This is a genomic window from Pseudomonas sp. GV047 (assembly GCF_003058245.1).
GTDB lineage: Bacteria > Pseudomonadota > Gammaproteobacteria > Pseudomonadales > Pseudomonadaceae > Aquipseudomonas > Aquipseudomonas marginalis.
In genome coordinates this window covers 1-22,294 of sequence record NZ_QCWA01000016.1, presented here as the reverse complement: position 1 = coordinate 22,294, position 22,294 = coordinate 1, and the positions used below count along the sequence as shown (strand labels likewise).

The following is a 22,294-nucleotide window of genomic DNA, read 5'->3' as shown; positions in this document are numbered from 1 at the left end:
GGCTATTGCTTCGGCGCGATCATCCTCGTACGCGCCTTCCCATCGGCGTTGTGCTGGTAGATCGTGTCAGGTTGCCCCCGCTCGTTGAAGAACACTTGGCCGATGCCTGCCGAATTCCATAACCGTTCACCGGCCTCGGCATGCTCCGGGATATGCGGCACCACCTGCATGGTGCGGCGGCGAGTGAACCAGTTGAGGGGCGAGCGCGGCGAGTACAGCCAGCGGTTGAGGCGGTCGAACCATTCCAGCAAGCGCGGCGGGAATTCGTTCTTGATGCCGCTGCTGGTGATCTGCCAGATCCTGGGACCGGCGTTGCGATGGCGGATCAGCACTTCATAGACGAACGAATAGTGCACATCCCCCGAGAGGATCACGTAGTTACCCGGTGTGCGCGAGTGGCGAAAGATATTGAGGATCACCTGGGCCGCACCGCGATGGGCCATCCAGTTTTCTGCGTCCACCAGCAACGGGTGACCGCACCAACTGAAGATTTTCTGCACGGTCTCGATCAGCTTGACGCCGAAGATCGGCGCGGGGGAGACGATGATGGCCGAGGGATGGTCGAGCAGTTCCTGTTGCAGTTCGCTCAAGGCTTCCCAGTCCAGCAGGCCGGACGGTTGCTTGAGGGTGAATTCGCTGCGCCAGCGCCGGGTGCGGGTGTCGAGCACCACCAGGGCCGGGGTGGTGGGCAGTACGTAGTGCCACTGCTGGAACTTCAGCAGCGCCGCGAGCAAATCATCCTGTGCCTGGGCGTCCAAGTGATTGTCCTGCGCCTGGGTGGCCAGTGCCTGGGTGTGGCCCACCAGCTCATCAAAGGCGTCCGGGTTATTGCCCCAGCCCTGGCACAGCAGGTACGCCAGCAGGGCGTTACCGATGATGCGTCTGGAGAACGGATGGCCGTAGGCGGTTTCTTCCCATTGCGCGCTGAGGTTCCAGTCGTCGGTGATGTCGTGATCGTCAAAGATCATCAAGGTGGGCAGATGGGCGAATACCCGCGCCACGCCCGGCAAGCCGTCGCGAAATTTATCCACCTGCACCTGTTCGCGGGCATAGCGTGCAGCTTCATCGGCGTTCAGTTGCGGTGGCTGTACGGTGATCAGGGACCAGGGGGTGGGCGACCACACCAGCAGGTACATCGCCATGACTTCGGCGAACGTCACCAGGTGATTGTCGGCGGTGCTGCTGGTGAAAATCGGCTTTTTCACGCCGCCAAAAAAACGTTCGCGCAGGGTCTCATTGCTGTCCAGCGCGGGTAGCAGGTCAGCGCGGTGGTAGTAGCTGGCGTGATGCCCGTAGAGGCTGGCGCTGTCGTCTACCACCGCGCCTTCCAGGTACTCATCGAACAGGCCCAGGCGCGCAATCAGCCCATGGATCGCCCGCAACATCGGCCCGGCCACATCGTCGGCGTACACCTGGTCGCCACTCATCATCAGCAAGGCTGGGCGGTCGGCCGGGGTAGGCGCATCCGCCAGCAGCCGATCGACGCAGAGCAGGCCTTCGTCGGCGCTGTGGTGAGGTTTGCGGCAGGAGCCGTGTACCAGTTGATGGATATGGCTGTGCAGTACGAAACTTGGGCAGCGTGTGTCGGCGTACAGCAGGTGCGGTGCCCATTCGGCAATGCCGGCGTCGTCGACCAGCAGGTCATAGTGGATGACTATGTCCTGGGGCAGCGCCTCGTCCAACCGTACATCAATCAGATGGATGTACGCCTGGCGCCCCACCGGCACGACCTGGCACCGGTCCTGGCCCAGCGGTATGTCCAGGCACTGGCCGGCACAGTGCAGTTTCAGGCTCAGGGGCAATGCCCGGCTCCCCACCAGCCACAGCACCAGGCGCCGGGGTTCCAGGCGCCGCAGCAGAGGGCCGGCGAGTACGGCGGGCAAGGTGTCGGGATGTGGCATGCGGTAACAGGCTCCGGCCAGGGTTGAACCGGCAAGGTTAGCGCAACGGATGTCAGTGTTTTGTTAAAGCGGGGCGGTCTGTAAAAAAGAAGAAGGGCAATACGCTGCCCTTCTTCCTGCGGTTCAGAGCAAGTTCCCCTTGCCCAGGCTATCCAGGCCGCCACTTCTGGGGCGGTTGCGCGATGAACCGTCAGCCTCCTGAGGCTCCAGTTGCGGCTGAGGGTCTTCAATGCTGCGTTTCTTGCGTTGCAGGGCTGTGTCGTCCTGCGGCGTAGTGGGGGCAGGAGGGGGGAGCGGTGTGGCGTTGATAGAGCTGAGCATGGCAGTGTCCTTTTATCTATTAGTCGAGTGTTACTTCACCCCTTGGAGCGAAGTGCCGCCAAACTTATAGAGCAGGGCGCTGGCGAGCTATAAACGTCCTGCTGCAAGATATGACGACCTTTGGCTACTCGGCTCAGAAGTCATCAGCGGCGCCGTCCGCGCAACCCCCGGTCGCGGGAGTGGTCGCGCCGTCCTTGCCATCCAGCACAAAGGCCGCACGGTTTTGTGCCACGACATTACGTATTGCGCTGTAATAGTCCGGCAATTTTTGCAGGCTGTCGGTGAGCGGCAACAGTGATGCCCGGGTATCCACGGTGCCACCTACCAGGCTGAGGGTGCCCAGGGTCTGCACGGTGTCACTGTCTCCCAACGGCGAGACCAGGAAACTCAAGACCTTGCCTGCCGCATCGCGGCTGTTGCCGGTGCCCAGCAGTGGCAGTTCGACAATCGGCCCGTTGCCGATGCCCCACACGCCGAATGTCTGGCCGAAGTCGGCGCTATGGCGCGGGATGCCCACGCGGTCTGATACATCGATCAGCCCCACCACGCCCACTGTGGTATTCAGCGCAAAACGGCCAAGGGTATTGACCGAGCGCCTTGGGTTGCCTTGCAACAGGTCATTGATAAACACCTTCGGCTCGCTGAAGTTGCTCGCAAAGTTATGCACACCCTGCTGGAAAAAATCCGGCAGGTAGCGGTAGCCACGTGCTACCGGCGCCAGGGCGTAGTTATCCACCGTCCGGTTGAAGGCAAACACCCCGCGATTGAGCGGTTCGGCCGGGTCGTACACCGGGTAATTCACCTGTGCGCAGCGGGTGGTGGTGCCCGAGGGGGCCGGGCTGGCGCAGCCCGTGAGGTAAGACACGGTCAACAACAGCACGACCTGGCGAGCCAGGTGCCGGGGATAGGTCAGCGAGCGCATAAGCACGGTCTCCGCAAAAGGGAGGCCGATGCTGGCAGCCGTCCCTTGCGCAAAGATGTCTGGTTTATTGCGGCGCTGACGCTTTATTGCACGATTGAAATATATGACGGGCTGCGTCGAATGGTTTTAGATGGCGCATCGACAACACCCAGTGATGCCCGCCCGTGAGCAACCTTTTGATCGTGGACGATGACCTTGAAGTCCTCGCGCTGCTGAAGAAATTTTTTATGCAACATGGCTATGCGGTCGAGACCGTCGCCGTTGGCACCGAGCTGTGGGCCGCCATGGAGCGTCATCCCGCCGACCTGATCATTCTTGACCTGATGCTGCCGGGGGAGAACGGCCTGTTGCTGTGCCAGCGCCTGCGCCAGCAGTACGCAACACCGGTGATCATGCTCACCGCCATGGGCGAACTCAGCGACCGTGTGGTAGGCCTGGAAATGGGCGCCGACGATTACCTGAGCAAACCCTTCGACGCCCGTGAACTGCTGGCGCGGGTGCGTGCGGTATTGCGTCGGGCAGGCGAGGGGCGGCCAGTGTTGGGCGGATCTGCCCGTCCCTTGATTCGCTTTGCGGGCTGGCAACTGGACGTTACGCGCCGTGAACTGCGCTCCCCCGACGAGGTGATGATCCCGCTGTCATCCGGCGAATTCGACCTGCTGCTGGTCTTCGTCGAACACCCCCAGCGCGTGCTGACCCGCGAACAACTGCTGAACCTGGCGCGGGGCCATAGCCATGACGCGTTCGACCGCAGCATCGACGTGCAGGTCAGCCGCCTGCGCCGCAAGCTGGAGTTCGATACCAAGCGTCCGGCCATGATCCGCACCGTGCGCAACGGCGGTTACCAGTTCACCGCCAGTGTGAGCCGTTCATGAGCCGCCGTCCACGTGACACCGTAGCGCGCTGGATTGCCCTGACCATCCTGGTTGCGATGTTTACCGCGCTGGCGCTTAACGCCCTGTTCGTACAATTGGCGGGCGTGTGGGCACGACCACCGTTGACCGAAATCGGCTTGCTGGAAAAGATCGCCGTGGTGGTGCGCGCGGTCGAGGCGTCGCAGCCTGCCCAGCGAGCACACCTGGCTCAGGTGATGGGCGATGAGTCCTTCAGCGTGACGTGGGTAGCGCAGCGCGCGGCCTTTGATTTGCCCGTGCTGAACGACCCGGACTTTGATTCGGGAGAGCAAGCGTTCAAGCACCTGCTTCAGGGACCGACCCGGCCCATGGAAGCCTACGAACCGTCCGACTGGCCAGGTGGCAACGGGCAGTATGTGCTCCTGATGCAATTGGCCGATCAGTCCTGGCTGATGTTCAGCGCCCGTGCCCGCAGTTGGGGGCTGGACGAGGGCGTGCGCAGCGTGATCGTAGTGCTGCTGGTGCTGATCTCGACTGCGCTGGTCACCCTGGTCGCGACCCGTCGCCTGGCTCGCCCCCTGCAACACTTCGCCCAGGGCGCGCGGCGCTTTGGCGCCGACTTCCGCGCGCCGCCCATCGAGCCGGTCGGGCCCCACGAAATACGCCAGGCGATCCTCGCGTTCAACGGCATGCAGGCGCAGTTGCGGCACTTTATCCAGGATCGCACGCAAATGCTCGCGGCCATCTCCCACGACCTGCGTGCGCCCCTGACCCGCCTGCGCCTGCGCGGTGAATTCATCGAAGATGCCGACCAGCAACGCCGGCTGTTCAATGATGTCGATGAAATGCAGGCCATGATCAACACGGCCCTGGCGTTCTTCCGCGACGACGCACGCCTGGAGCAGGCCACCCAGCTGGATCTGGCGGAACTGCTGCAAACCCTGATCGACGACTACCGCGACCAGGCGATCGAACTGGCTTTCAGCGGACCGCCGCGCCTGGTGTACTTTGGCCGGCCCTTGGGCCTCAAGCGGGTGATGACCAACCTGATGGACAATGCCATCCACTACGGCCGGGCGCCTGAAATCGAACTGCAACAAGGGCCGGCCGAAGTGGTGATCCGCGTGCTGGATCGCGGCCCGGGGATTGCGGCGCAGTATCGCGAACAGGTGTTCCTGCCGTTCTACCGCCTCGAAAATTCACGCAACAAAAGCACCGGCGGCGTCGGACTTGGGCTGTCTACCGCCCGGGCGATTGTGCTGGAACACGGCGGCACACTCACCCTGTCGGAGCGCCAGGGTGGTGGGTTGGAGGCGGTGGTGGTGTTGCCGGTGTAACCGGTGCTCGCCACAGGGGCGGTCAGGTATGGGAGTCCTCAATCACCTTCGGCACCGTAAACCGGAACTCACTGCCACGGCCCACTTCACTTTCAGCCATGATCTTGCCGCCATGGGCCTGGACAATCCCCTGGGTGATATACAGCCCCAGGCCGGTGCCGGTGGGATTGTTTTCCGACTGGGTCCAGTAGCGATCAAACACGTGGGGCAGTTGATCAGGCGCAATCCCTTCGCCTGAGTCACGCACCGAAAACACGATCTCTTCACCATTGGTCATCGCACTGATGCCGATATTGCCCTGGCGCGGAGTGAACTTGATGGCATTGCCGATCAGGTTCGACAGCACCTGGAACAGCCGCTCCGGGTCGCCGTTGATCTGCAGGCCAGGCTCTGCGTTGAACGACAGGTCGATGCCTTTTTCCATCGCCAACGGCGCGAGCAGGGAGTAGGCCTCTTCGAACATTTGGCTGACGTCCAGGGCCACGGGTTTGACCACGTAGCGCCCGGCCTCGATTTTCGAGGTGTCGAGCAAGTCTTCCAGCAAGACGTTCATGCGTCCGGCAGCCTGTTGCATGGTGTCGATGGCCGAGGAAATGCGTCGCGAGGTATGCGGGCCGTCGGAGCTGAAGGCCTTTTGCATCATGCCGCAGAGCATGGAGATCACCGTCATCGGGTTGCGCAGGTCGTGGGACACCACCGCCACCAGGTCATCGCGGGCGCGCACGGCCTGTTGCTCGCGCAGCACCTGGCGAGCCAGGTCGTTTTCCAGGGCCGAGCGGCGCAGGTCGTTGGCGGCGAACAGGTCGCCATGGCTCCACTTGGTGGAAATACCGGCCATCTCCACTTTCCAGATTTCAAACGAGGTACGCGGGCGAAGGCGCAGGCCGGCGTCGGAGTTTTCCAGGTCGAGCGGCTTTTTCGGGTCACCACTCCAGTTGATGTTTTCTTTCACTTCCGGGCGGAACCACAGCACGCCGTTATCCACAGGCTTTGGCAGGCTCATGGCCAGGACACCGCTGGCCACCTGTTGGAACTCGGCGCCTGGCGGATAGATCGACACCAGATTATGGCTGGAGAACACCGGCTCGCCGCTGTCCTGCAGCCACTTGTGCAAGGCCCGGATCTGCGCCGGTTCCGGGCAGTTGCCGTAGCGGTGCAATTGCTTGTCTTCGATGATCGCCACGCCGCCGGACAAGGTCAGGTCCATCAGCACCTGGCCGCGCTGGGCCAGGCCGTCGAACACGTTTTCTTCGGAGGCCTTCATGGCTTTATCCAGCAACGCCAGGGCCTCGACTTTTTCTTCCCGCTGACGGCTCAGGTCCAGGGCTTCCATGGCGCTGATCTGCAATGACAGTACCTGGCCGATGGTCTGGCAGGTGATGCGCAAATCATTGGGTACCAGCAGCGGCTCGCGGTTGCCGCAACTGATCAGGCCCCAGAGCTTGTCGCCCTTCATCAGCGAAATGCTCATGGACGACAGCACGCCCATGTTTTGCATGTACTGGCAGTGAATCGGCGACACGCTGCGCAGGGTGGCAAAGCTCAAATCCAGCGGTTCGCCGGTATCCGGGCGCAGCTTGGGCAGCAATGGCACCGGCTCGTAGGCCGCATTCGGGATGATGCGCAACCAGTTGGTGCGATACAGCTCGCGGGCCTGTTCCGGGATATCGGACGCGGGGAAGAACAGCCCGTTGAACAGCTCCATGGACGGTGCCGACGCTTCCGCGATCACCTGGCCATGGCCTTCTTCTTCGAAACGGTAGATCAACACCCGGTCGTAACCGGTCATGGCCTGGATTTCAGTCACGCTGATTTCGTACAGCGCTTGCAGGGTTTTCGCTGATTGCAAACGTTGCAGCATCTTGCCCAAGTCACTGCTGCGGCCTTTCAGGGCCCGCGGCCGGAAGTCCTTGAGCCGCGGTTCGAATTCCAGCACCAGCACGTCCTGATGGCGGTGCAACAGGCCTTCGAACTCGGCGCCGTTGAGGGTGACGTGCAAAGGCGGCGCATCAAAGAAGCTGTTGTGTTCGGCCATGGCCTGCACGGCCTGGGCGTGCTCGGCACCGAGCAGCGTGTGCAGTGGCTGGCCCAGCAACGACTCGGGGGCGCGGTTGAACAGGCTGGCGACGTTAGTGCTGACTTGAATGATGTTCAGGTCGGGCTCCGACAACGTCAGCAGCACACCGTGGGGTTGGATCGCCCCTGGAAAGCGGATGGGCTCGTCGGCACAGTTGGCAAGCAGCTCTTCAAAGTCTTCGGGTTTCATAGCAGTACCTCCTGGCTGTCGAGCCATTGCTCAAAGCAGCTGAATGTCGAGCGGGCCGCGTGCACCGCGCGCTGTTTGGCTGGCGTGTCCAGCGGCAGGCGGCCCAGGTAGTCGAGAAAATCTTTCCAGAGCCGACCGGTTTCGGCACCGTACACATCGAGGAACGCCCCTCCGTTGTCGGCGTCCAGCGCCAGGCGTCGAGCCATTTCCCGACGCAGTACCTGGCCGCCCAGGGTTGCGCCTTCAAGCACATACAAGGCGCCGAGGCAGGCGGCGGGGGTGTCGAAAGCGGGCAATTGCCCACAGTGCGGCAAGGCGTTGATCGCGCAGGCGTCCAGGCCAAGGGCGTGAAGATCGTCGATCAGCGTCGGCGTTTTCATACGCAACGCAGGGTCGAAGCCTTCAGGGATAAACTCACAGCTGTACAGCGCTGCTTCAATCGGCCGGTAAAACCCGTAATACGCCTGGATCAGGCGCCGATACCAGTCGGCATCCAGCTCCTCGGAAAAAAACGGCAGGCGTTCTTCCAAGGCTACGTGCAATAGGCCGGTGCCTGCGCGCAACGCGTCCAGCAATGAGGGCGCACCACCATCATGGGCCTGTGAATGCATGCAATGAGCTCGAACTGTGGGCCTTCCGGCCATGAATGACGCGTTGTAAAAGGCGACAATTCTACACAACAGGTGAGCATCAGCTGAACGCACAAGACGAAAAGGCTGACCAGCGGATCAGAAAAGTCGCTCCCTGCTGATGCAAGTGACCACAAGGCAGGCTGTGAAGTTCGGCAAAAGTGATATCGCGAAGCTATCAATGCATGGATGAGCCCTGCTGGGTCAGCGCCGTTTGCACACACTCAAGCAAATGTTCGGTGCTCCACGGCTTGGGCAGAAACCGCACGGAGCCGCCCAATTGCTGTGCAAGTTTGGCATTGCCGGAGGTGAGCAGTACCGGCACCGACGGCCAGCGATGAGCCACTACCCGGCTCAAGTCATAGCCGTTGAGCAACCCCGGCATCTGCACATCGCTGACAATCAAGTCCACCGGATCATCGCCGCGTTCCAGGTAAATCATTCCTTCATCGGCTGAAGGAAAAGACGTCACAACCGCGCCGAAATCCTCCAGTACATCCACCATCAACGACCGAATGATCTCGTCGTCTTCCAATACCAAAATCGATGGCTGAGCCATGATCCTTACTCCACCATCAGGGTTCAGTAAGGTGGAGTGGAACGGGGCCGGTTAGGTTCGATTGGATGCGTATGGGGCGATGGGTGGTCAGTTTCGAGGATCTAGGTTGCGCATTTGCGCGGAGGTACGGCAGGATACCGGCGCTCTGCAATCAGGATCGGCCCGAATCCCGTGGGCCCTCGCACAAGGTCGTCAACCGTGAACGCTTCCGCAGCCCCCTTGATCGACCCGGACCTGGGCAATCGCATGATCAAAGTCGATCACGCCGGCGAGCATGGCGCGATCTGTATCTACAGCGGCCAGCTGTTTATGGCGCGATTGTTTGTACCCGGCATGGTGGGTGAGCTCGAGGAATTCCTGTCCCACGAACGTCGCCATCGCGCGGTGTTCCAGGCCGAGTTGCAACGACGGGGTTACCGACGCTGCCGCAGCTACTGGCTGTGCGGCCTTGGCGGGCTGGTGCTGGGCCTGCTCACCGGGGTGTGCGGGCGCAAGGCTATTGTTGCCACCACCGTCGCGGTGGAAAGCGTGGTGCTCAAGCACCTGGCTCATCAGCTTCATGCGTTACGCGAAATCGACCCACTGGCAGTGGCGGCCATTGCTTCCATCGTTGAAGAAGAGCAACACCACCACGACCACTCGGCTGCGCAGATCGATGTGCAGGATCCCTGGTTTCGTGCGCTGACGCCGGTGGTTACGGCGTGGACCGAAGCGGTGATCTGGATGGGCATGCGCTCCTGACAAACAGGCATAATCGCCGCCAACACCGATGTGGAGTCACCCATGAAGTACGTCCTGCTGACCCTCGCGCTGATCCTCAACACCGGCGCCGCCAATGCCGCCGGCGATGCCGAGGCCGGCGGCAAACTCTTCACCAAGACCTGCGGCGGCTGCCACAGCGTCGGCGAAGGCGCTCGCGGTGGCTTTGGCCCGGAGCTCAACGGCATCATCGGCCGACCTGCCGGTACCACCACCGACTATCAATATTCGGACGCGATGAAAAACTCCGGTGTGGTCTGGACCCGCGACAAGCTCGCGGCCTACATCGAAGCGCCCAAAAAGGTGGTGAGTGGTACGCGCATGATTTTCTGGGGCATCAGCGACCCGGAAAAAATCGACAATATCCTGGCGTACCTTGAGACGTTCCAGCCCAAGTAATCACTCACGCACATTCCTGAACAGCATCAACCGCGCACTTTCGTGCAGCCCACGGGTCAGTGCCTGCAGGCGCTGGAATTCCTCGGGGTGCTGCGCGGCCACATCGTCACGCGGGGTGAGTGATGCCAGGTCATGCAAGGTGGGTGAGCTGCCGTCGTGCTGCATCTGCAGCAAAAAGTGCCGGGTCACGCCGCCGATGATCGGGAAGGTGCCTTCGCGCAATACCAGCGGCACCACGCGCTCGCCCTCGGGCGCCGGTTGCTGGATGTCACGGCCCATCGCACCGTTGCGGAACGGTACGCCTGCCATGCCGGCCACGGTGGGCAGCAGGTCGGCCAGCCCCACCGCTTCTTCGATCACACGCGGTGCAAGGCCGGGAGCGTGGATCAGCAGCGGCACGTTGTTACTTTCCAGGCCCAGCTGCTCGAAGGCTGGCGCCATGTGCGGGATCTGGCTGATGCGGGTGTTGTGGTCGCCGAAGAACACAAAGATGCTGTTGTCGTAGTAGCCACCGGCCTTGGCGATGTCCATCAGCCGGCCGATGTTGTAGTCCAGCAGACGCACGGCGTTGTACTGCTCGACACTGCGGGACCCCGCGGCCTGGGCCTGTTCCAGCGTCACGTGGCTGAGCTGGAAGCCATCGTTGTGTTTGGGGATGGTGAAGGGGCGATGGTTGCCGGAGGTTTGCAGGTAGGCAAAGAACGGTTGGTCCTTGGGAAGCGTGCTCAGCAGATCGTCAGCTTCCTTGAACAGGTCCAGGTCGGAAATCCCCCACACGTCTACCCGTGGCGACTGCCAGTCGCTCTCCTCGAACAGTTGCACATCGTCGATGCTCTGGCGGATCAGTGCATTGATATTCGCCCAGCCGGCGTTGCCGCCGATCATGTAGAACTTCTGGTAGCCCTCGAATGCATTGATCAATGTGTGTTGCCGCGTGATCAGCGGGTTGCGCGTGGCGGTCTCCTGGCGGGTGACGTCGGGCACGCCGGTGATGCTGGCCCACACGGTTTTCGCGGTGCCGGTCACAGGCACGTAGAAGTGTTTGAAGAACCAGCTTTGCGTCGCCAGTTTGTCCAGGTTCGGCGTGGGGTTGAGCGGGTTGCCATAGGCGCCCACGGCGCTGGTGCCGAGGGATTCGAGCATCACGAAAATCACGTTGGGCGGGCGCTCGCCGGCCAGTCGATAGGGCTGCACGCCTTGTTCGCGGATGAAGTCCAGGGACTGGGCATCGGGCTGGGTCACGCCCAGGTATTGGGCAACTTGCGGGTAATACTGGCGGACCTGGGCCTCATCGAACTGCGATTGGCCGACCTTGAGGGTGTCATACAAAAACAGCACCGGGTTCAGGCCCACGGCGGCCAGTTGGCTGTTGCCGGCGAAGAAGGCATCGCTCCAGCGCAGGGGCACCGGGTTTTCCAGGTTGAGATGGGCGACACGGCCGAGCAGGGCCAGCAGCACCGCGACGACGCCCATCACACTCACCACTGCCAGTGCCGGTTTGCCGATAAGGGCGGGCGCTCGATCCAGGGTCAACCGCTCCAGGCAGACCAACGCCCAGACCCAAAGCGCCACCGCCGCGAGCCAGCAGGCGGTTATCCACAGTACCGGGTAGGTTTCCCACACCATCTGCTGGGAAATCTGCGCATCCTGCAGGTAGCGCAGCACCGTCGCATTGATACGCACGCCGAGGTAGGCGTAGTGGCCGAAGTCGATGATGTACACCAGCCCCACCACGGCCAGTGCGATGACCAGGTAAGCGCGCGCCAGCCAGCGCAGGGCCGGCAGGGTGGTGAGGTTCCAGCGCGGCAGCCACGCCAGCACGGCCAGCGGCAGCAGGATCAACACCGCCAGGCGCAGGTCGAAACGCAGGCCGATTCCCAGGGTTTCCAGCAGCGCCGGGGTGTTCAAGTCCAGGCCGGAAAAACCCAGCACAAACACCAGCCGCAACGCAGCCAGCAACACAAATACCAACCCGATCGCGCCCAGGCCGTAGCGCAGGCGGCGTGATTGCAACGCACTCATCATTGACCCCGGTGCCATTTCAAAAGAGGGCGCCAGGCGGCGCTGATCAGCAGCCCCGCGCCGGCGATCAGGCAGTAACCGGTCAGCAACGGATCGACCAGATAATCCCAATAGTTTTCCGACGCCTTGAGCCGTAACGCAAAGGCCAACGTGCCCACCGCCAGCATCCACGCCGCCAGCGTATTACGCAGCCACAGCATCAACAGTGCGGCTGCCGCCACCAGGACGATCATCGGCCGCGGGTTGAAGCCCCAGCGGTACGGGTCGAAGTAGGTCAGGCCCAACGTGGCCGGGTACAGCACCAGGCTCAGCAGGCCAAACAGCAGCAACGTCTGCACTTGATGCCGACGAGCGAGCGGTTGCACTAAGCCCAGGCGGCTGAGCACGACCCACGCCAACAGCACCAATGTGCTGATCGCCAGGTCATCGGTAAAACTGCGCACATACGCCGCCAGCGGCAGCGCGTTGACCGGGATAAAACTGACCGCCACCAGCACCGGCAGCAGCCATGGCCGCCAGGGAGCGGTAAACCTGAGCGCGCTCAACAGCACAAACCCCAGCAGCACAAAACTCAAATGGGCCTGCCACACAGAAACCATCACAGACGCTCCGCCAGCCAGGCTTCGTTGAAGCTGACATGTTTGATAAAGGTGTTATTCCACGAGTACACCACGTGGTACATGCCGTCCGGGCTGCGGCTGAAGTACGGGTACTCGTATTCGAAATCGCAGCCTTGGGGTTTGCACACGCGGTAGTCGAGGTTGCTGAGAAAGCGCTGTTCCAGCGGCAGGCGTTTGGCGCCGCTGGAGGCGCGGAAGCCTTCGCCGATGATTGCTTTATAGGCCTCGGGGGAGAACGGTTGGCCAAGCGGGTCGGGTGATTCATCCAGTTGCACCACGGTGCGCCATTGACTGAGCTGGGCGTCGGTGCCGTAGAGGCTGAGCTTGAAGCGGCCGTCCTGCAGGTCGTTGAGGGCCACGAGCAGCCCGTCATCCTCGGTACCCACCGCCGCCAACGATGAATTGGGATTTGCCGGTTCCAGCGGGTATGGCTCGCTCCAGGTTTGCCCCGCATCTTCGGTGCGGCTGGCCAGGACGCGGTGGTGGGTGTCGCCGGCGTAGCGCAACATCGCTACGGCACGCTTGCCATCCAGCGGCACGATGGTCGGTTGCAGGGAATTCTTGCCGCGGCTGATGCGGAATTTGTCGATCACCGCGCCGTCGGCACTCAAGTACAGGTACTCGGCAAACTTGCCCATGAACTCGTGGTACACCGGCAGGCCGATGGAGCCGTCGGCGTGAAACACCGGTGCGGCGCGCACCAGGGTACTGATGTTGAAAAACGGTGAGGTCACCAACTGTCGGGGCGCGGACCAACTGGCGCCGAGGTCATCCGAGACCATCAGGTTGATCGCACTGGTGGCCCAGCCACCGACCGACACCGAGACATAAAACATCCACAGGCGTTTATCCGGCCCGAGGGCGATCACCGGATTGCCGAGCTTGCGGATATAACGCTGGGTGCCGGCGCGGGTGCTTTCCCGCGTGGCCAGTACCTGCTCGGCACCCCATTCGCCGCTGCGCGCATCGAAGCGTGCGGTGCGCACCTGTACATCGGCGGCGCCTTCACGGGAGCCGGCAAACCACACGGCTATCAAGTCGCCACCGGGCAGGGCGGTGACCGAGGAAGCGTGGACAAAGTCAGTGAGCTGCGAGGACACAAAACGGCTGGTGTATTGCGGCGGCGCCGCCACCTTCGAGGTGTTTGGCGTCACTTGGGCAAAGGGGGCCAGCACATGGGGCGGATGGCTTAGCCACGCGGCCACGAAGACGGCGAGCAGGCTGCAGATCAGTAAGGCGGAGCGCATAGAGGACCTGTCGAGAAAAGGATTACTGCGCACGCTCATCCGGCAGGCGCTTCCTGCGACCGGTGAGCATGGATAACGGCAGGTTGTCCCGCACCTGGATACTTTCAAACACCGCGGCCAGCACATGGATGCACACCAGGCCCAACAGCACATTGGCGGCGGTCTCATGGATTTGCAGGGGCCAATCGGCGCCCCACAGGGCATCCACTTCCTGCATCAAAAAGCCGCTGATGCCGAGGGTCAGCAATGCCAGCAACATCAACAGCATCACCAGCGCACCAATGGGCGAGTGGCCCAGGCGATGCTGCGGGCGGCGGTTGAGCAGCGAGCGCAGATGGGTGTTCAAGCGTTTCGGGGTCGGCCAGAAGTCCGCCCAGCGTGCACTGCGCGGCCCGATGAACCCCCACACCGTTCGTACCAGCAGCCAGGCCATGGCGTAGTAGCCCAGCCAGACATGCCAGTCGTCGCCCGCTTCGTTAAAGAAGTAATTGGCGACGAAGACCCCGGCGATCGACAGATGAAACAGCCTCACCAGTGGGTCCCACAGACGCAGGGATTCGCCTGGCATCAGCCTTTGATCTCAGTCTTCACGGCCTGGCCGGTGACCGGGTCGTGGTAGATCTCCACCTTGCGCTTGTCCTTGTCGAAGCCGTAGATCTCGTAGCAGTTGCCATCGGTGACCTTGAACTTGCTGATCTCGTAGCCTTCGGCCTTGAGCTTGTCCTGGAAGGCTTTTTCGTCTTGCCATTGCGAGCGTTCGGCGGTGGTGCATTGCGGACCGGCAACGGCCAGGGGGCTGGCGATAATCAGGGACAGCAGGAGAATTTTGCGCATGGAAAAGCTCTCAGCAGATGTGGGAGATTTAACAGTGCAAAACCAACCTTAGGGCAACCTTAGTTGGCAACGCGCCGTAACATCTTTGCTGGAATAGCCCCGCCCAGAACCCGGCATGATGCCGCCGATTCCTACAGAGACTTTGCTATGCGCCTACTCCTTGTCGAAGATGATCGTGCCCTTGGCCAAGGGATTCGCGTGGCATTGGGCGTTGAGGGCTACACCCTGGATTGGTTGCAGGATGGCGTTGCGGCCCTGCATGCCCTGCGCACGGAAAGCTTCGATCTGTTGCTGCTCGACTTAGGTCTACCGCGCCTTGATGGCCTGGATCTGCTGCAGCAACTGCGTGCCGAGCAGCACGACCTGCCGGTGCTGATCCTCACCGCCCGCGACGGCACCGCCGAGCGCATCGCCGGTCTGGATGCCGGTGCCGATGATTACCTGGTCAAGCCGTTCGATGTGGAAGAACTCAAGGCCCGCGTGCGTGCCCTGCTGCGCCGCAGCCAGGGGCGCGCGCAACCGATGCTGGAACATGCCGGCGTCAGCCTCGACCCGGCCACCCAACAGGTGCGGTACCTGGACGCGGACATCATCGTGACGCCGATGGAGTACCAACTGCTGCACCAACTGATGGTGCGCCCCGGCAAAGTGGTGACCCGCGAGCGCCTGTCCCGCGCGTTGTATGGCTGGCAGGACCGGGTCGAGAGCAACACCTTGGAAGTGTTGATCCACAACCTGCGTAAAAAGTTATCCACCGAGCTGATCCGCACCGTGCGCGGCGTTGGCTATGTACTGGCGCTCAAACCATGACCTCCGTGCGTGCTCGTATCCTCATCCCTGTCCTGGTGCTGATCCTGTTGGGCGACGCCCTGATCAGCTGGCTGGTGCTGCGCGACAGCCACCACGAAATCGAAGAAGTCTACGACGCCCAACTCGCCCAAAGCGCGCGCCTGTTGCAAGGCGTGCTACGCCAACGCGACCCCGGCGAGGCTGATTGGGACCGCCTGTACCAGGCCTTCGACCAGGCCATGAGCCGTGTCGGCGAAGACGGCGTCGCTCACCCTTATGAAACCCGGTTGACCTTCCAGGTGTGGCGCAGCGACGGCCAATTACTCGTACGCTCCGCCGAAGCGCCGGTGTTGGTCGCACCGCCGGCTACCCTCGGGTCCCACGACATCATGGACAACGGCAACGACTGGTGCGCCTTTCTCCTCGCCGATCCGCAACAGGGCCTGCTGATCTGGGTGGGCGAGCGCGACGACATTCGTCAGGACGTGATCCAGCGCATCATGCGCCACACCCTCTGGCCCACCTTGATCGGCGTGCCGCTGCTCACGGTGTTGATCTGGCTGGTGATCGGCTGGGGCCTCAAGCCCTTGCGCGCCATGGCCCGCAAGATTCGCGGGCGAACCGCCGAGACCCTGCAACCGCTGCACCTCAAGCCGCTGCCTACCGACCTGGAGCCGATGCAAACCGCGCTCAACCGGCTACTGGTCCAGGTGGATGATCTATTGGAACGCGAACGCCGTTTTATCGCCGACGCCGCCCACGAACTGCGCACACCCCTGGCGATCCTGCGCATCCATGCGCAAAACGCCCAAAGCGCCGGCACCGAGGCCCAGCGGCGAGAAGCGTTGGACTTCCTGGTCAACGGCGTCGATCGCGCCACCCGTATTGGCAGCCAACTGCTGACCATGGCGCGTATCGAACCGCAGTTGAACAATCCCAAGCGCAGCCGCGTACAACTCACCGAGCTGGTGCGCGAAGAACTCGCCGAACTGACACCGCTGGCCATGGAGAAAGGCGTGGAGTTGGTGCTGGAAGGGGATGAAGACTGCTGGATCGAAACCGAACCGGTGGCACTGGCCATCGCCCTGCAAAACCTGGTGACCAACGCCCTCAACTTCTCCCCGCCGGGCAGCGAAGTGAAAGTGGTGATTGGCGCCCATTGCCTGAGCGTGGAGGACCAGGGGCCGGGCATTGATGAGGCGGAAATGGGGCGTTTGTTCGAGCGGTTCTACAGCCGTGGCAATGCCAATGGCGCTGGGCTGGGGCTGGCGATTGTGGAGATGATCGTGGGCAAGATCGGCAGCCGGTTGGCGTTGCATAACCGGGAGCAGGGCGGGTTGTGTGCGCGGTTGGTGTTTAACGAGACCTGAGGCGATCATGGCGGAACATTCTGTTTAATCGCAGGTCCAGTCATCATCGTTCACCTTGATAAGATAAGGACATCCTCCCGTGAAGCGAATCGCACTGCTCTCCCTGGCCCTGGCGCTATGTGCCTGCCAATCCAACCAACGCGACTCATCGCCCAGCCTGTTCAAGGACGGCATCCAGCTGCGCCAGAAAGCCGTGGCCGTCGATGCTGAGCATGCCAAAGTCATCATGAAAGCCTACGGCGGCACCGCTCCCGTCGAGTTCTCGATACGCCGCGAAGGCGACCCCGATGAACGCATGGAAACCCTGGGCACGGTGATGGATACAGGTGAAGGCCGCGTCTTCAACTGGATTGCAAAGCTCAACCAGACGGTGGCCAGCGCTGGGTTCAAGCGCTTCCCGCAGTTGGAGATCCAGGCAGAACCTGGCAAGAAGCTGATCGTTGCCAGTTCGTCCACCGACTCACGCCCTGGCATCTACGCCATTTGCGGGCCTCTGTTAAGTAGCTTCCAGCCTGAAAAGGGCAAGGTGTATCTGGTGGAGTTCCAGTTCAAACCTTCGGCGTGTGCGCAGCAGGTGTTTGATATTACGGATCCGGGGAAACGGGTTCTGATTGGGGGGGAGGGGAGTGAGGCGAAAGAGGGTTAGGTGGACGGCCGAACAAATGCGGATGATGCGCTTGGAAGGACCTGAAGGTTTGATACTTCCAGCGCTCTCCGCCAGGGTCTTCATCGGTTGTGCTGACTTCGCCGAAGTACCAATGCTCTGATTCGAAAACGTTTCCTTTTTCGTCCTCGTGGATGAAGTGAAAGCCAACTTCTTGGAGGCCTGCCTGAACGACAGTCTGCGCATGAAGATGAATTCTCTAAGTCTGTGTTATTCGTTTGCACCTTCGTAATCAAACGCGATGAAGTAGTCGCTTTCTGAGAGAGCAATTTCATGAGAGAAGTGTGTCTGTATCAGTGATAGCCATTCACGCCGCAGTTCAAACATACCGTTATTGACGTCCTCGTCTATCGACCCATCACTTGCAAGATAAACTTCCAACTCTCCATGTTGGGAATCCCATTCATAAACTTTCCTGCCTTTTTCCTCAATCCAACGCTCTCTCAGCCCGGCACCGCCCTGTCTGGGAGCCATGGGTTTTGCTTTTATCAGGTTTCCAAAGCCAGTTATTTGTTCAGTATTTGGAGCCTTGTGGTACTTGTGATCCCCCGCCTTGACACTAACCACCACATACAGCGGTCGAATCCCCGACTCCACCGGGAACACCAGAATAAAATCCCGATACGACGGCGGATAAATCGGGTTCACCAGAATCTGCGCCGCTTTATCCGTCGGCGGGTAAATCCAGATCACCGGTGCTTGTGGCGCAGCCTCCAGGGTCGGAATACCCAGCGTGCCACTTGGATCAACGGCGGGTGTCCAGATCAGCTCGACACCCTCACCCAAATCCGCCACAAACTGATCGCCACGGCTTTGGAACTGCACCACATCAATCATTTGCCAATCAGGATTATTGCCGGTGTAAACCCATACCCCTTGAGCGTGCCGTCCTCGCGTTGCTCGATATGCAAGCGCATCTGCGAACGCGGGGATGGCTCGTAAAAATCAACAGATGGCGAATACGGCGCCCGCGACGGCTGTGGGGTCAGGATTCGCTGTTTGAGTAACTCTTCTTCGGTGGGGGGATAAAAGCGTTCTGACATGGATGGCTCACTTCCTTGTGCTAGGGAGTGAGGCTACGAGGGGGACGGGGGGGCAGGTAAGGCACGCGGCGATCTGCTCGCCGCGTGTTTCAACGTTACATCGGCGCGAAATCGAACGACCACAGGCCGCTGGCACGGCTTACCGTCACGTTCACCTCAGTGGCGGTGATGGGCGCGATGAACTGGGTCATGTCCGAGAAGTTCTGCACGATATAGGTTTGCCCGACCATCGGAGGCGTTGCCACCATGAAGTAAAAATTGGGCTCGTATTCAAAGCTTACGGTCATGCTCGAGTCCACTTTCGGCATGGTCACTACAGGCCGACCGTTGACGTACCAGTTGCTGTCGAACTGCAGGTACGGGTTGGTTTTGTTGATGATGCCGCACTGCTGCGGTGTGAGTTTCTCCTTGGCCAGTGAAAGCGCCGCCGGCTCAAGGTACGGTGACAATCCGTTAGGGCTGACCGCCTGAAGCAAGGTGCCAGGGTTAAGCGTGCGACGGCCCGAGATGATGGTATTGCTGTCTTTTTCACCAAGGGTGGTGACATCGGTTTCGATGATGGCCTCGTAGTCGAACGACTCAGTGGCACCGGCAGAGCCGGTCAGGATCTGCCAGGCGTGAATCCGATAATCGCGCTGAGGCTGTTGGGGTTTGAGAAATACCAGAACGGTCTTGCCTTCCATATCATCGACAGCGAAGTTCACATTGAATGTGGTCATTGTCCTTCTCCTTGTTCCCTGTTCAAGCCGGAGCAACATGCCTTGGCTTATCCCTCCTGACGTACCGCGTCACCGCTTGTGAAGATCTGTTTCAACTTCTTCCTCGCTGTGCAAGAAAGCCGTGCAGACGCGGTCATGTACGCTTCACAACTGGTAGTCGCGTTGCGTCCTGACGAAGGGGCATTCCGTCCCGATTGTCAGAAAGGAGTCTTGTCATGCACGCACTTACCGTCGTTGCCATGGGTGTGGCCAGCGCACTACTGAGCCTGTCGGCTGCTGCGCAGATGGACTGCGCTGCGGCTTCAGCCGCGGTGATCCCGCTACCGGTGCAGGTCAGCAACGTGGCTATCCCTAACAGCCGGAGCAACCCGCAGATAAACCAACGGCATATCTTCTGTGGCGAGATCAACGCCGCTGGCAATGCGGTGGGGTTTCACTCTCGGCCCGGTAACCATGATCCGCTGGTGGGGCCGCTGGCGCTTGACCCGGTTGCCGCGCGTACCATCGGTCCTCGTACATACATGGTGCCTTACGGGCTTAATCAACCTAACGATTACCGCTATGCAAACGCCAACGTAGAAGTGTTTAACGTGGCGACGGGGACGTGGGTGGCCAAGGCAGGGCCTTCCACGTTCTTCCCCGACAGTTGCACGCAACAGCAGGTTGTCGCGTCGATTCGCTATGCCTTCATGCACTTGAGCTCTGGCCTGGTGATGGGTGGGGGAAACAGCCAGATTTTCTTCGGGCCTTCCGCGCCGACGGTGATCGCCGTCGTTCCCAATCCTTATTGTGTTGATGAGCAAGGGCTGGCATTTACGGTTGGCGGCTATCTCAACGGTATTCCCCCTGCGCCTGGTGCTGCCTTGGTTTGGTGGGTGAGTTCAGCCTTCCCGATCGCGGCTTTCTGAGTATGGAAAAGCCTGCCCCAATGATTTGGGGCAGGCTTGTTCTTGCGGGGCTTGCCAATGAATCAAGTGCCGCAAATCGGACCGAGTAAACCCCGTAATTGCTGCCGTGCCAGTTGCACACGCTTTCGGGCGTTGGACTCACTGATCAGCAACGTGCCTGCCATACCTTCGTATTCCAGGCCATCGATGCAACGCAGCGCCAACGCCTGCGAAAGTGTCGCCGGCAACCGGCCGATGGCCAGGTTAAGGGCCTGCAAGGCTTCTTGTCCGCACGCATTGCGTTCCGGGTCATCATGCGGAGGTTGCCAGGTGACGCTTTCATACAGATCGTGATCAAGCCATTCAAGGCTGCAGGTGACCGGCGTTTTGCGCAGGCGGTCGATACAAAAGTTGTGCGCCACCCGCTTGAGCCAGGCGGGCACATTCTCCACGCTATTCAAGCGTTCGGGGGCCTTGCTCAACAGGTTGAACAAATGCAGGCGCACCTCGCTCAAGGCGTCCTCTGCATCCTGGGGGCGGCGCAGCAACCGTCGACAGCGCTGACGAATGATTGCGTCGTGATGGATCAAGAACAGCCAAATTTCATTCGGCGCACAGCCGTGCTCGACACCGTGCGGCTTCGCATCCCTGTCACTCGCCATAATCATTCCCTGATCAACTGCGGCGCCAGGCCCGACAGGCTTTTTTTGCAAAGCGTGTGGGGCACTGGCCGGAGCAAGCAGGACGGAATAACGACAGGGTTTGTGAACGTGGGCTAGTGAAATAAGGGGCGACGGTGTAGGAAATGCAGATTGGGGGGCGGTAGCCTCATGCTTCTGAGTTCTGGCTTGGTGAATGTGGGTAGCGTCAGCTGTTGACTGGGGGCTCCACTTATTTGATGAGGTTGCGTGTCGTCAGCCTCGGTTTACTTTTAGGTGATCGGGCTCGGTTCAACAGCGTGGGTGACGATCAATAGGCGTCATCGGTGATGTTCTGAAGCATGCCTGCTGATCAGCTCAGCAAGTGCTTGGAGATCAAGCGCGAGATTTCAACAATCGAGGTCTTGCCGGTGAATTCAAATTTCACTTTCCCCAACGACGAAAAGTAAATCTCCAGTTCCGAATCCAGGTCAAACGTCCCGGACGTTTCCACCGAGTACGCGACGATGTTTTTGTACGGCAGCGAGGTGAAGTCCTTCTTGCTGCCTGTTATGCCTTGTACGTTCACTGCGATGATGCGTTTGGTGGTGAAGACCACGCCGTCGCGCATGGCTTTGTAGGCGTCGATGACTTCTTCGCCGTCCAGCAGCAGGGCCGCGACGCGTTCGGCGTATTCGTTGTTTTGCTTGAGTTTGAAGAAGCCTTTGTTATTGAAGTCGATCATGTGAAGGTCCTTGTGGTGAGTCCGTTATTGAATGGCTTTAAGGTAGTCCTTCAGTGTCGCGAGCAGTGGCTTGAGTTCCTCCAGCGTGGAGGCTTGCTGTACGTCGGTAGACAACCGCTGCAGCTCACGTCCCAATACCGTATCGGCCCCACCCAAAGCGACCAGCGCCTGCGCCATACACTCGTCTATCTTCAGCAGAACTCCAGGCAGATCCCCCTGTCGCACCAGCAATCCGAACACCTCCCGCTCATACCGATCCATCACCAGGTCGTCCCTCAACACCGGGCTGCCGCCGTCCTCCTCATGCACGAGCTTGAGTGCAAAGAGCGCAACAGCTTCCAGCGTCAATTCCATGGTGTCGGTTCCTCTGGGGTTGGGGGAGGGCGATGATCCCTGTTCTGGGCGTGAAAACAAAGACCCGATGCGTACCGGGCTCTCCTGCGGTATTAAAGAGTCGCCTGACTTCACGGGGACACCGGAGTCATCCTTGGCAGTCGCATCCCCTATTGGCCAAGTACACCTTCTATCTATATAGACGCAACGACGCGCTTCTTTTAAAGGAGGGCGTCGTTGCGTCGCGGTGTGGGCTCTTTGCTAAGGAAAAGATTTTTCAGAGCGGGGTTGACCATGTAATTCAATGCTGTATTATTCGCCTCCCGCTGACGAGAGATCGAAAGCGCAAGTGGTTGAAGTTGTTGAAGAAATCTTCGAAAGCTTCTGAAAATAATCACTTGACAGCAAATGAGGCTGCTGTAGAATGCGCGCCTCG

Annotated in this window: 24 protein-coding genes and 1 pseudogene; 8 read left to right on the top strand and 17 right to left on the bottom strand. The window is 60.6% G+C overall.

Annotated features, from left to right (window positions below; translation table 11 throughout):
* Positions 1 to 2 precede the first annotated feature (2 nt).
* The 3 genes from C8K58_RS28675 to C8K58_RS28665 form a co-directional block, all read right to left on the bottom strand.
* Positions 3 to 1,901, bottom strand: a complete 1,899-nt coding sequence (locus C8K58_RS28675; protein ID WP_108574761.1) for an alkaline phosphatase D family protein — start codon at positions 1,899 to 1,901, stop codon at positions 3 to 5.
* A gap of 123 nt (positions 1,902 to 2,024) precedes the next feature.
* Entirely contained in the window at positions 2,025 to 2,222 is a 198-nt protein-coding gene (locus tag C8K58_RS28670; protein WP_108574760.1) for a hypothetical protein, read from the bottom strand.
* Positions 2,223 to 2,355: 133 nt separating this feature from the next.
* Positions 2,356 to 3,144: a VacJ family lipoprotein gene (locus C8K58_RS28665; protein ID WP_092359278.1), complete on the bottom strand. Its 789-nt coding sequence runs from the start codon at positions 3,142 to 3,144 to the stop codon at positions 2,356 to 2,358.
* A gap of 164 nt (positions 3,145 to 3,308) precedes the next feature.
* Between C8K58_RS28665 and C8K58_RS28660 the strand changes: the two genes are divergently transcribed.
* Together C8K58_RS28660 and C8K58_RS28655 are read left to right on the top strand one after the other, a co-directional pair.
* Positions 3,309 to 4,019 carry a response regulator gene (locus C8K58_RS28660; RefSeq protein WP_108574759.1) on the top strand — a complete coding sequence of 237 codons (711 nt, stop codon included), beginning with the start codon at positions 3,309 to 3,311 and terminating at the stop codon, positions 4,017 to 4,019.
* Entirely contained in the window at positions 4,016 to 5,335 is a 1,320-nt protein-coding gene (locus C8K58_RS28655; RefSeq protein WP_027607607.1) for an ATP-binding protein, read from the top strand. Before C8K58_RS28660 ends, C8K58_RS28655 begins: the two co-directional genes overlap by 4 nt.
* A gap of 22 nt (positions 5,336 to 5,357) precedes the next feature.
* Here the strand turns inward: C8K58_RS28655 and C8K58_RS28650 are convergent, their stop codons facing one another.
* The 3 genes from C8K58_RS28650 to C8K58_RS28640 all read right to left on the bottom strand — a co-directional run bounded on the left by C8K58_RS28650 (position 5,358) and on the right by C8K58_RS28640 (position 8,789).
* The gene (locus tag C8K58_RS28650) at positions 5,358 to 7,601 is read right to left on the bottom strand and encodes an ATP-binding protein (RefSeq protein ID WP_108574758.1); all 2,244 of its coding nucleotides are present in this window, start codon (positions 7,599 to 7,601) and stop codon (positions 5,358 to 5,360) included.
* The gene (locus C8K58_RS28645) at positions 7,598 to 8,212 is read right to left on the bottom strand and encodes a biliverdin-producing heme oxygenase (RefSeq protein ID WP_027607605.1); all 615 of its coding nucleotides are present in this window, start codon (positions 8,210 to 8,212) and stop codon (positions 7,598 to 7,600) included. Before C8K58_RS28645 ends, C8K58_RS28650 begins: the two co-directional genes overlap by 4 nt.
* A 196-nt stretch (positions 8,213 to 8,408) precedes the next feature.
* Positions 8,409 to 8,789 carry a response regulator gene (locus tag C8K58_RS28640; protein WP_027607604.1) on the bottom strand — a complete coding sequence of 127 codons (381 nt, stop codon included), beginning with the start codon at positions 8,787 to 8,789 and terminating at the stop codon, positions 8,409 to 8,411.
* A gap of 198 nt (positions 8,790 to 8,987) precedes the next feature.
* Here C8K58_RS28640 and C8K58_RS28635 point away from each other — a divergent pair, with 198 nt between their 5' ends.
* Positions 8,988 to 9,530 (top strand): demethoxyubiquinone hydroxylase family protein, encoded by a 543-nt coding sequence (locus tag C8K58_RS28635; RefSeq protein ID WP_223841625.1) that lies wholly within the window; start codon positions 8,988 to 8,990, stop codon positions 9,528 to 9,530.
* Between the two features lie 42 nt (positions 9,531 to 9,572).
* Positions 9,573 to 9,947: a cytochrome c family protein gene (locus C8K58_RS28630; protein WP_027607602.1), complete on the top strand. Its 375-nt coding sequence runs from the start codon at positions 9,573 to 9,575 to the stop codon at positions 9,945 to 9,947.
* On the opposite strand, the gene C8K58_RS28625 is transcribed toward C8K58_RS28630, so the two are convergent.
* The 5 genes from C8K58_RS28625 to C8K58_RS28605 are packed head-to-tail and all read right to left on the bottom strand — an operon-like array spanning position 9,948 to position 14,670.
* The gene (locus C8K58_RS28625; protein WP_027607601.1) at positions 9,948 to 11,969 is read right to left on the bottom strand and encodes an LTA synthase family protein; all 2,022 of its coding nucleotides are present in this window, start codon (positions 11,967 to 11,969) and stop codon (positions 9,948 to 9,950) included. It abuts the gene before it with no gap.
* A complete protein-coding gene (locus C8K58_RS28620) occupies positions 11,969 to 12,568 on the bottom strand; it encodes a hypothetical protein (RefSeq protein ID WP_027607600.1) in 600 nt (199 codons plus the stop codon). Before C8K58_RS28620 ends, C8K58_RS28625 begins: the two co-directional genes overlap by 1 nt.
* Complete coding sequence (locus C8K58_RS28615) at positions 12,568 to 13,836, bottom strand: exo-alpha-sialidase (protein WP_108574757.1); 1,269 nt, start codon at positions 13,834 to 13,836, stop codon at positions 12,568 to 12,570. Before C8K58_RS28615 ends, C8K58_RS28620 begins: the two co-directional genes overlap by 1 nt.
* Positions 13,837 to 13,858: 22 nt before the next feature.
* A complete protein-coding gene (locus C8K58_RS28610) occupies positions 13,859 to 14,404 on the bottom strand; it encodes a cytochrome b/b6 domain-containing protein (RefSeq protein ID WP_092359267.1) in 546 nt (181 codons plus the stop codon).
* Positions 14,404 to 14,670: a PepSY domain-containing protein gene (locus C8K58_RS28605; RefSeq protein WP_108574756.1), complete on the bottom strand. Its 267-nt coding sequence runs from the start codon at positions 14,668 to 14,670 to the stop codon at positions 14,404 to 14,406. Before C8K58_RS28605 ends, C8K58_RS28610 begins: the two co-directional genes overlap by 1 nt.
* 147 nt (positions 14,671 to 14,817) lie before the next feature.
* Between C8K58_RS28605 and C8K58_RS28600 the strand changes: the two genes are divergently transcribed.
* The 3 genes from C8K58_RS28600 (at position 14,818) to C8K58_RS28590 (ending at position 17,475) form a co-directional block, all read left to right on the top strand.
* On the top strand, positions 14,818 to 15,480 hold the full coding sequence (locus C8K58_RS28600) for a response regulator (protein ID WP_027607596.1): 663 nt from the start codon (positions 14,818 to 14,820) through the stop codon (positions 15,478 to 15,480).
* Complete coding sequence (locus C8K58_RS28595) at positions 15,477 to 16,829, top strand: sensor histidine kinase (protein ID WP_027607595.1); 1,353 nt, start codon at positions 15,477 to 15,479, stop codon at positions 16,827 to 16,829. The genes C8K58_RS28600 and C8K58_RS28595 overlap by 4 nt, the downstream gene beginning before the upstream one ends.
* Before the next feature lie 79 nt (positions 16,830 to 16,908).
* Positions 16,909 to 17,475, top strand: coding sequence for a hypothetical protein (locus tag C8K58_RS28590; protein ID WP_098480106.1), 567 nt, complete (start codon positions 16,909 to 16,911; stop codon positions 17,473 to 17,475).
* A gap of 228 nt (positions 17,476 to 17,703) precedes the next feature.
* Here C8K58_RS28590 and C8K58_RS32565 read toward each other — a convergent pair whose 3' ends face one another.
* The 3 genes and pseudogenes from C8K58_RS32565 to C8K58_RS28575 form a co-directional block, all read right to left on the bottom strand.
* Positions 17,704 to 17,820 carry a colicin E3-like toxin immunity protein gene (locus tag C8K58_RS32565; RefSeq protein ID WP_175472335.1) on the bottom strand — a complete coding sequence of 39 codons (117 nt, stop codon included), beginning with the start codon at positions 17,818 to 17,820 and terminating at the stop codon, positions 17,704 to 17,706.
* A 24-nt stretch (positions 17,821 to 17,844) separates the two neighbouring features.
* Positions 17,845 to 18,536: pseudogene (locus tag C8K58_RS28580) on the bottom strand (S-type pyocin domain-containing protein); the annotation flags it as partial.
* A gap of 95 nt (positions 18,537 to 18,631) precedes the next feature.
* Positions 18,632 to 19,255 (bottom strand): hypothetical protein, encoded by a 624-nt coding sequence (locus tag C8K58_RS28575; protein WP_027607593.1) that lies wholly within the window; start codon positions 19,253 to 19,255, stop codon positions 18,632 to 18,634.
* 215 nt (positions 19,256 to 19,470) lie between these two features.
* Here C8K58_RS28575 and C8K58_RS28570 point away from each other — a divergent pair, with 215 nt between their 5' ends.
* Complete coding sequence (locus tag C8K58_RS28570; protein WP_027607592.1) at positions 19,471 to 20,163, top strand: EndoU domain-containing protein; 693 nt, start codon at positions 19,471 to 19,473, stop codon at positions 20,161 to 20,163.
* Between the two features lie 62 nt (positions 20,164 to 20,225).
* On the opposite strand, the gene C8K58_RS28565 is transcribed toward C8K58_RS28570, so the two are convergent.
* The 3 genes from C8K58_RS28565 to C8K58_RS28555 form a co-directional block, all read right to left on the bottom strand.
* Positions 20,226 to 20,804, bottom strand: coding sequence for an RNA polymerase sigma factor (locus tag C8K58_RS28565; RefSeq protein ID WP_065926019.1), 579 nt, complete (start codon positions 20,802 to 20,804; stop codon positions 20,226 to 20,228).
* A gap of 349 nt (positions 20,805 to 21,153) precedes the next feature.
* Positions 21,154 to 21,525: a PH domain-containing protein gene (locus C8K58_RS28560; RefSeq protein ID WP_027607590.1), complete on the bottom strand. Its 372-nt coding sequence runs from the start codon at positions 21,523 to 21,525 to the stop codon at positions 21,154 to 21,156.
* 24 nt (positions 21,526 to 21,549) lie between these two features.
* Positions 21,550 to 21,879 (bottom strand): hypothetical protein, encoded by a 330-nt coding sequence (locus tag C8K58_RS28555; protein WP_027607589.1) that lies wholly within the window; start codon positions 21,877 to 21,879, stop codon positions 21,550 to 21,552.
* Positions 21,880 to 22,294 lie beyond the last annotated feature (415 nt).

What these genes read in the sequence shown, in the direction of transcription:
- C8K58_RS28615 (WP_108574757.1), bottom strand. Translation starts at nt 13,836, where the DNA reads ATGCGCTCCGCCTTACTGATCTGCAGCCTGCTCGCCGTCTTCGTGGCC.
- C8K58_RS28655 (WP_027607607.1), top strand. Translation starts at nt 4,016, where the DNA reads ATGAGCCGCCGTCCACGTGACACCGTAGCGCGCTGGATTGCCCTGACC.
- C8K58_RS28595 (WP_027607595.1), top strand. Translation starts at nt 15,477, where the DNA reads ATGACCTCCGTGCGTGCTCGTATCCTCATCCCTGTCCTGGTGCTGATC.
- C8K58_RS28605 (WP_108574756.1), bottom strand. Translation starts at nt 14,670, where the DNA reads ATGCGCAAAATTCTCCTGCTGTCCCTGATTATCGCCAGCCCCCTGGCC.
- C8K58_RS32565 (WP_175472335.1), bottom strand. Translation starts at nt 17,820, where the DNA reads ATGTTTGAACTGCGGCGTGAATGGCTATCACTGATACAGACACACTTC.
- C8K58_RS28610 (WP_092359267.1), bottom strand. Translation starts at nt 14,404, where the DNA reads ATGCCAGGCGAATCCCTGCGTCTGTGGGACCCACTGGTGAGGCTGTTT.
- C8K58_RS28565 (WP_065926019.1), bottom strand. Translation starts at nt 20,804, where the DNA reads ATGGCGAGTGACAGGGATGCGAAGCCGCACGGTGTCGAGCACGGCTGT.
- C8K58_RS28645 (WP_027607605.1), bottom strand. Translation starts at nt 8,212, where the DNA reads ATGCATTCACAGGCCCATGATGGTGGTGCGCCCTCATTGCTGGACGCG.
- C8K58_RS28570 (WP_027607592.1), top strand. Translation starts at nt 19,471, where the DNA reads ATGCACGCACTTACCGTCGTTGCCATGGGTGTGGCCAGCGCACTACTG.
- C8K58_RS28575 (WP_027607593.1), bottom strand. Translation starts at nt 19,255, where the DNA reads ATGACCACATTCAATGTGAACTTCGCTGTCGATGATATGGAAGGCAAG.
- C8K58_RS28670 (WP_108574760.1), bottom strand. Translation starts at nt 2,222, where the DNA reads ATGCTCAGCTCTATCAACGCCACACCGCTCCCCCCTCCTGCCCCCACT.
- C8K58_RS28675 (WP_108574761.1), bottom strand. Translation starts at nt 1,901, where the DNA reads ATGCCACATCCCGACACCTTGCCCGCCGTACTCGCCGGCCCTCTGCTG.
- C8K58_RS28640 (WP_027607604.1), bottom strand. Translation starts at nt 8,789, where the DNA reads ATGGCTCAGCCATCGATTTTGGTATTGGAAGACGACGAGATCATTCGG.
- C8K58_RS28650 (WP_108574758.1), bottom strand. Translation starts at nt 7,601, where the DNA reads ATGAAACCCGAAGACTTTGAAGAGCTGCTTGCCAACTGTGCCGACGAG.
- C8K58_RS28600 (WP_027607596.1), top strand. Translation starts at nt 14,818, where the DNA reads ATGCGCCTACTCCTTGTCGAAGATGATCGTGCCCTTGGCCAAGGGATT.
- C8K58_RS28665 (WP_092359278.1), bottom strand. Translation starts at nt 3,144, where the DNA reads ATGCGCTCGCTGACCTATCCCCGGCACCTGGCTCGCCAGGTCGTGCTG.
- C8K58_RS28620 (WP_027607600.1), bottom strand. Translation starts at nt 12,568, where the DNA reads ATGGTTTCTGTGTGGCAGGCCCATTTGAGTTTTGTGCTGCTGGGGTTT.
- C8K58_RS28630 (WP_027607602.1), top strand. Translation starts at nt 9,573, where the DNA reads ATGAAGTACGTCCTGCTGACCCTCGCGCTGATCCTCAACACCGGCGCC.
- C8K58_RS28555 (WP_027607589.1), bottom strand. Translation starts at nt 21,879, where the DNA reads ATGGAATTGACGCTGGAAGCTGTTGCGCTCTTTGCACTCAAGCTCGTG.
- C8K58_RS28625 (WP_027607601.1), bottom strand. Translation starts at nt 11,969, where the DNA reads ATGAGTGCGTTGCAATCACGCCGCCTGCGCTACGGCCTGGGCGCGATC.
- C8K58_RS28560 (WP_027607590.1), bottom strand. Translation starts at nt 21,525, where the DNA reads ATGATCGACTTCAATAACAAAGGCTTCTTCAAACTCAAGCAAAACAAC.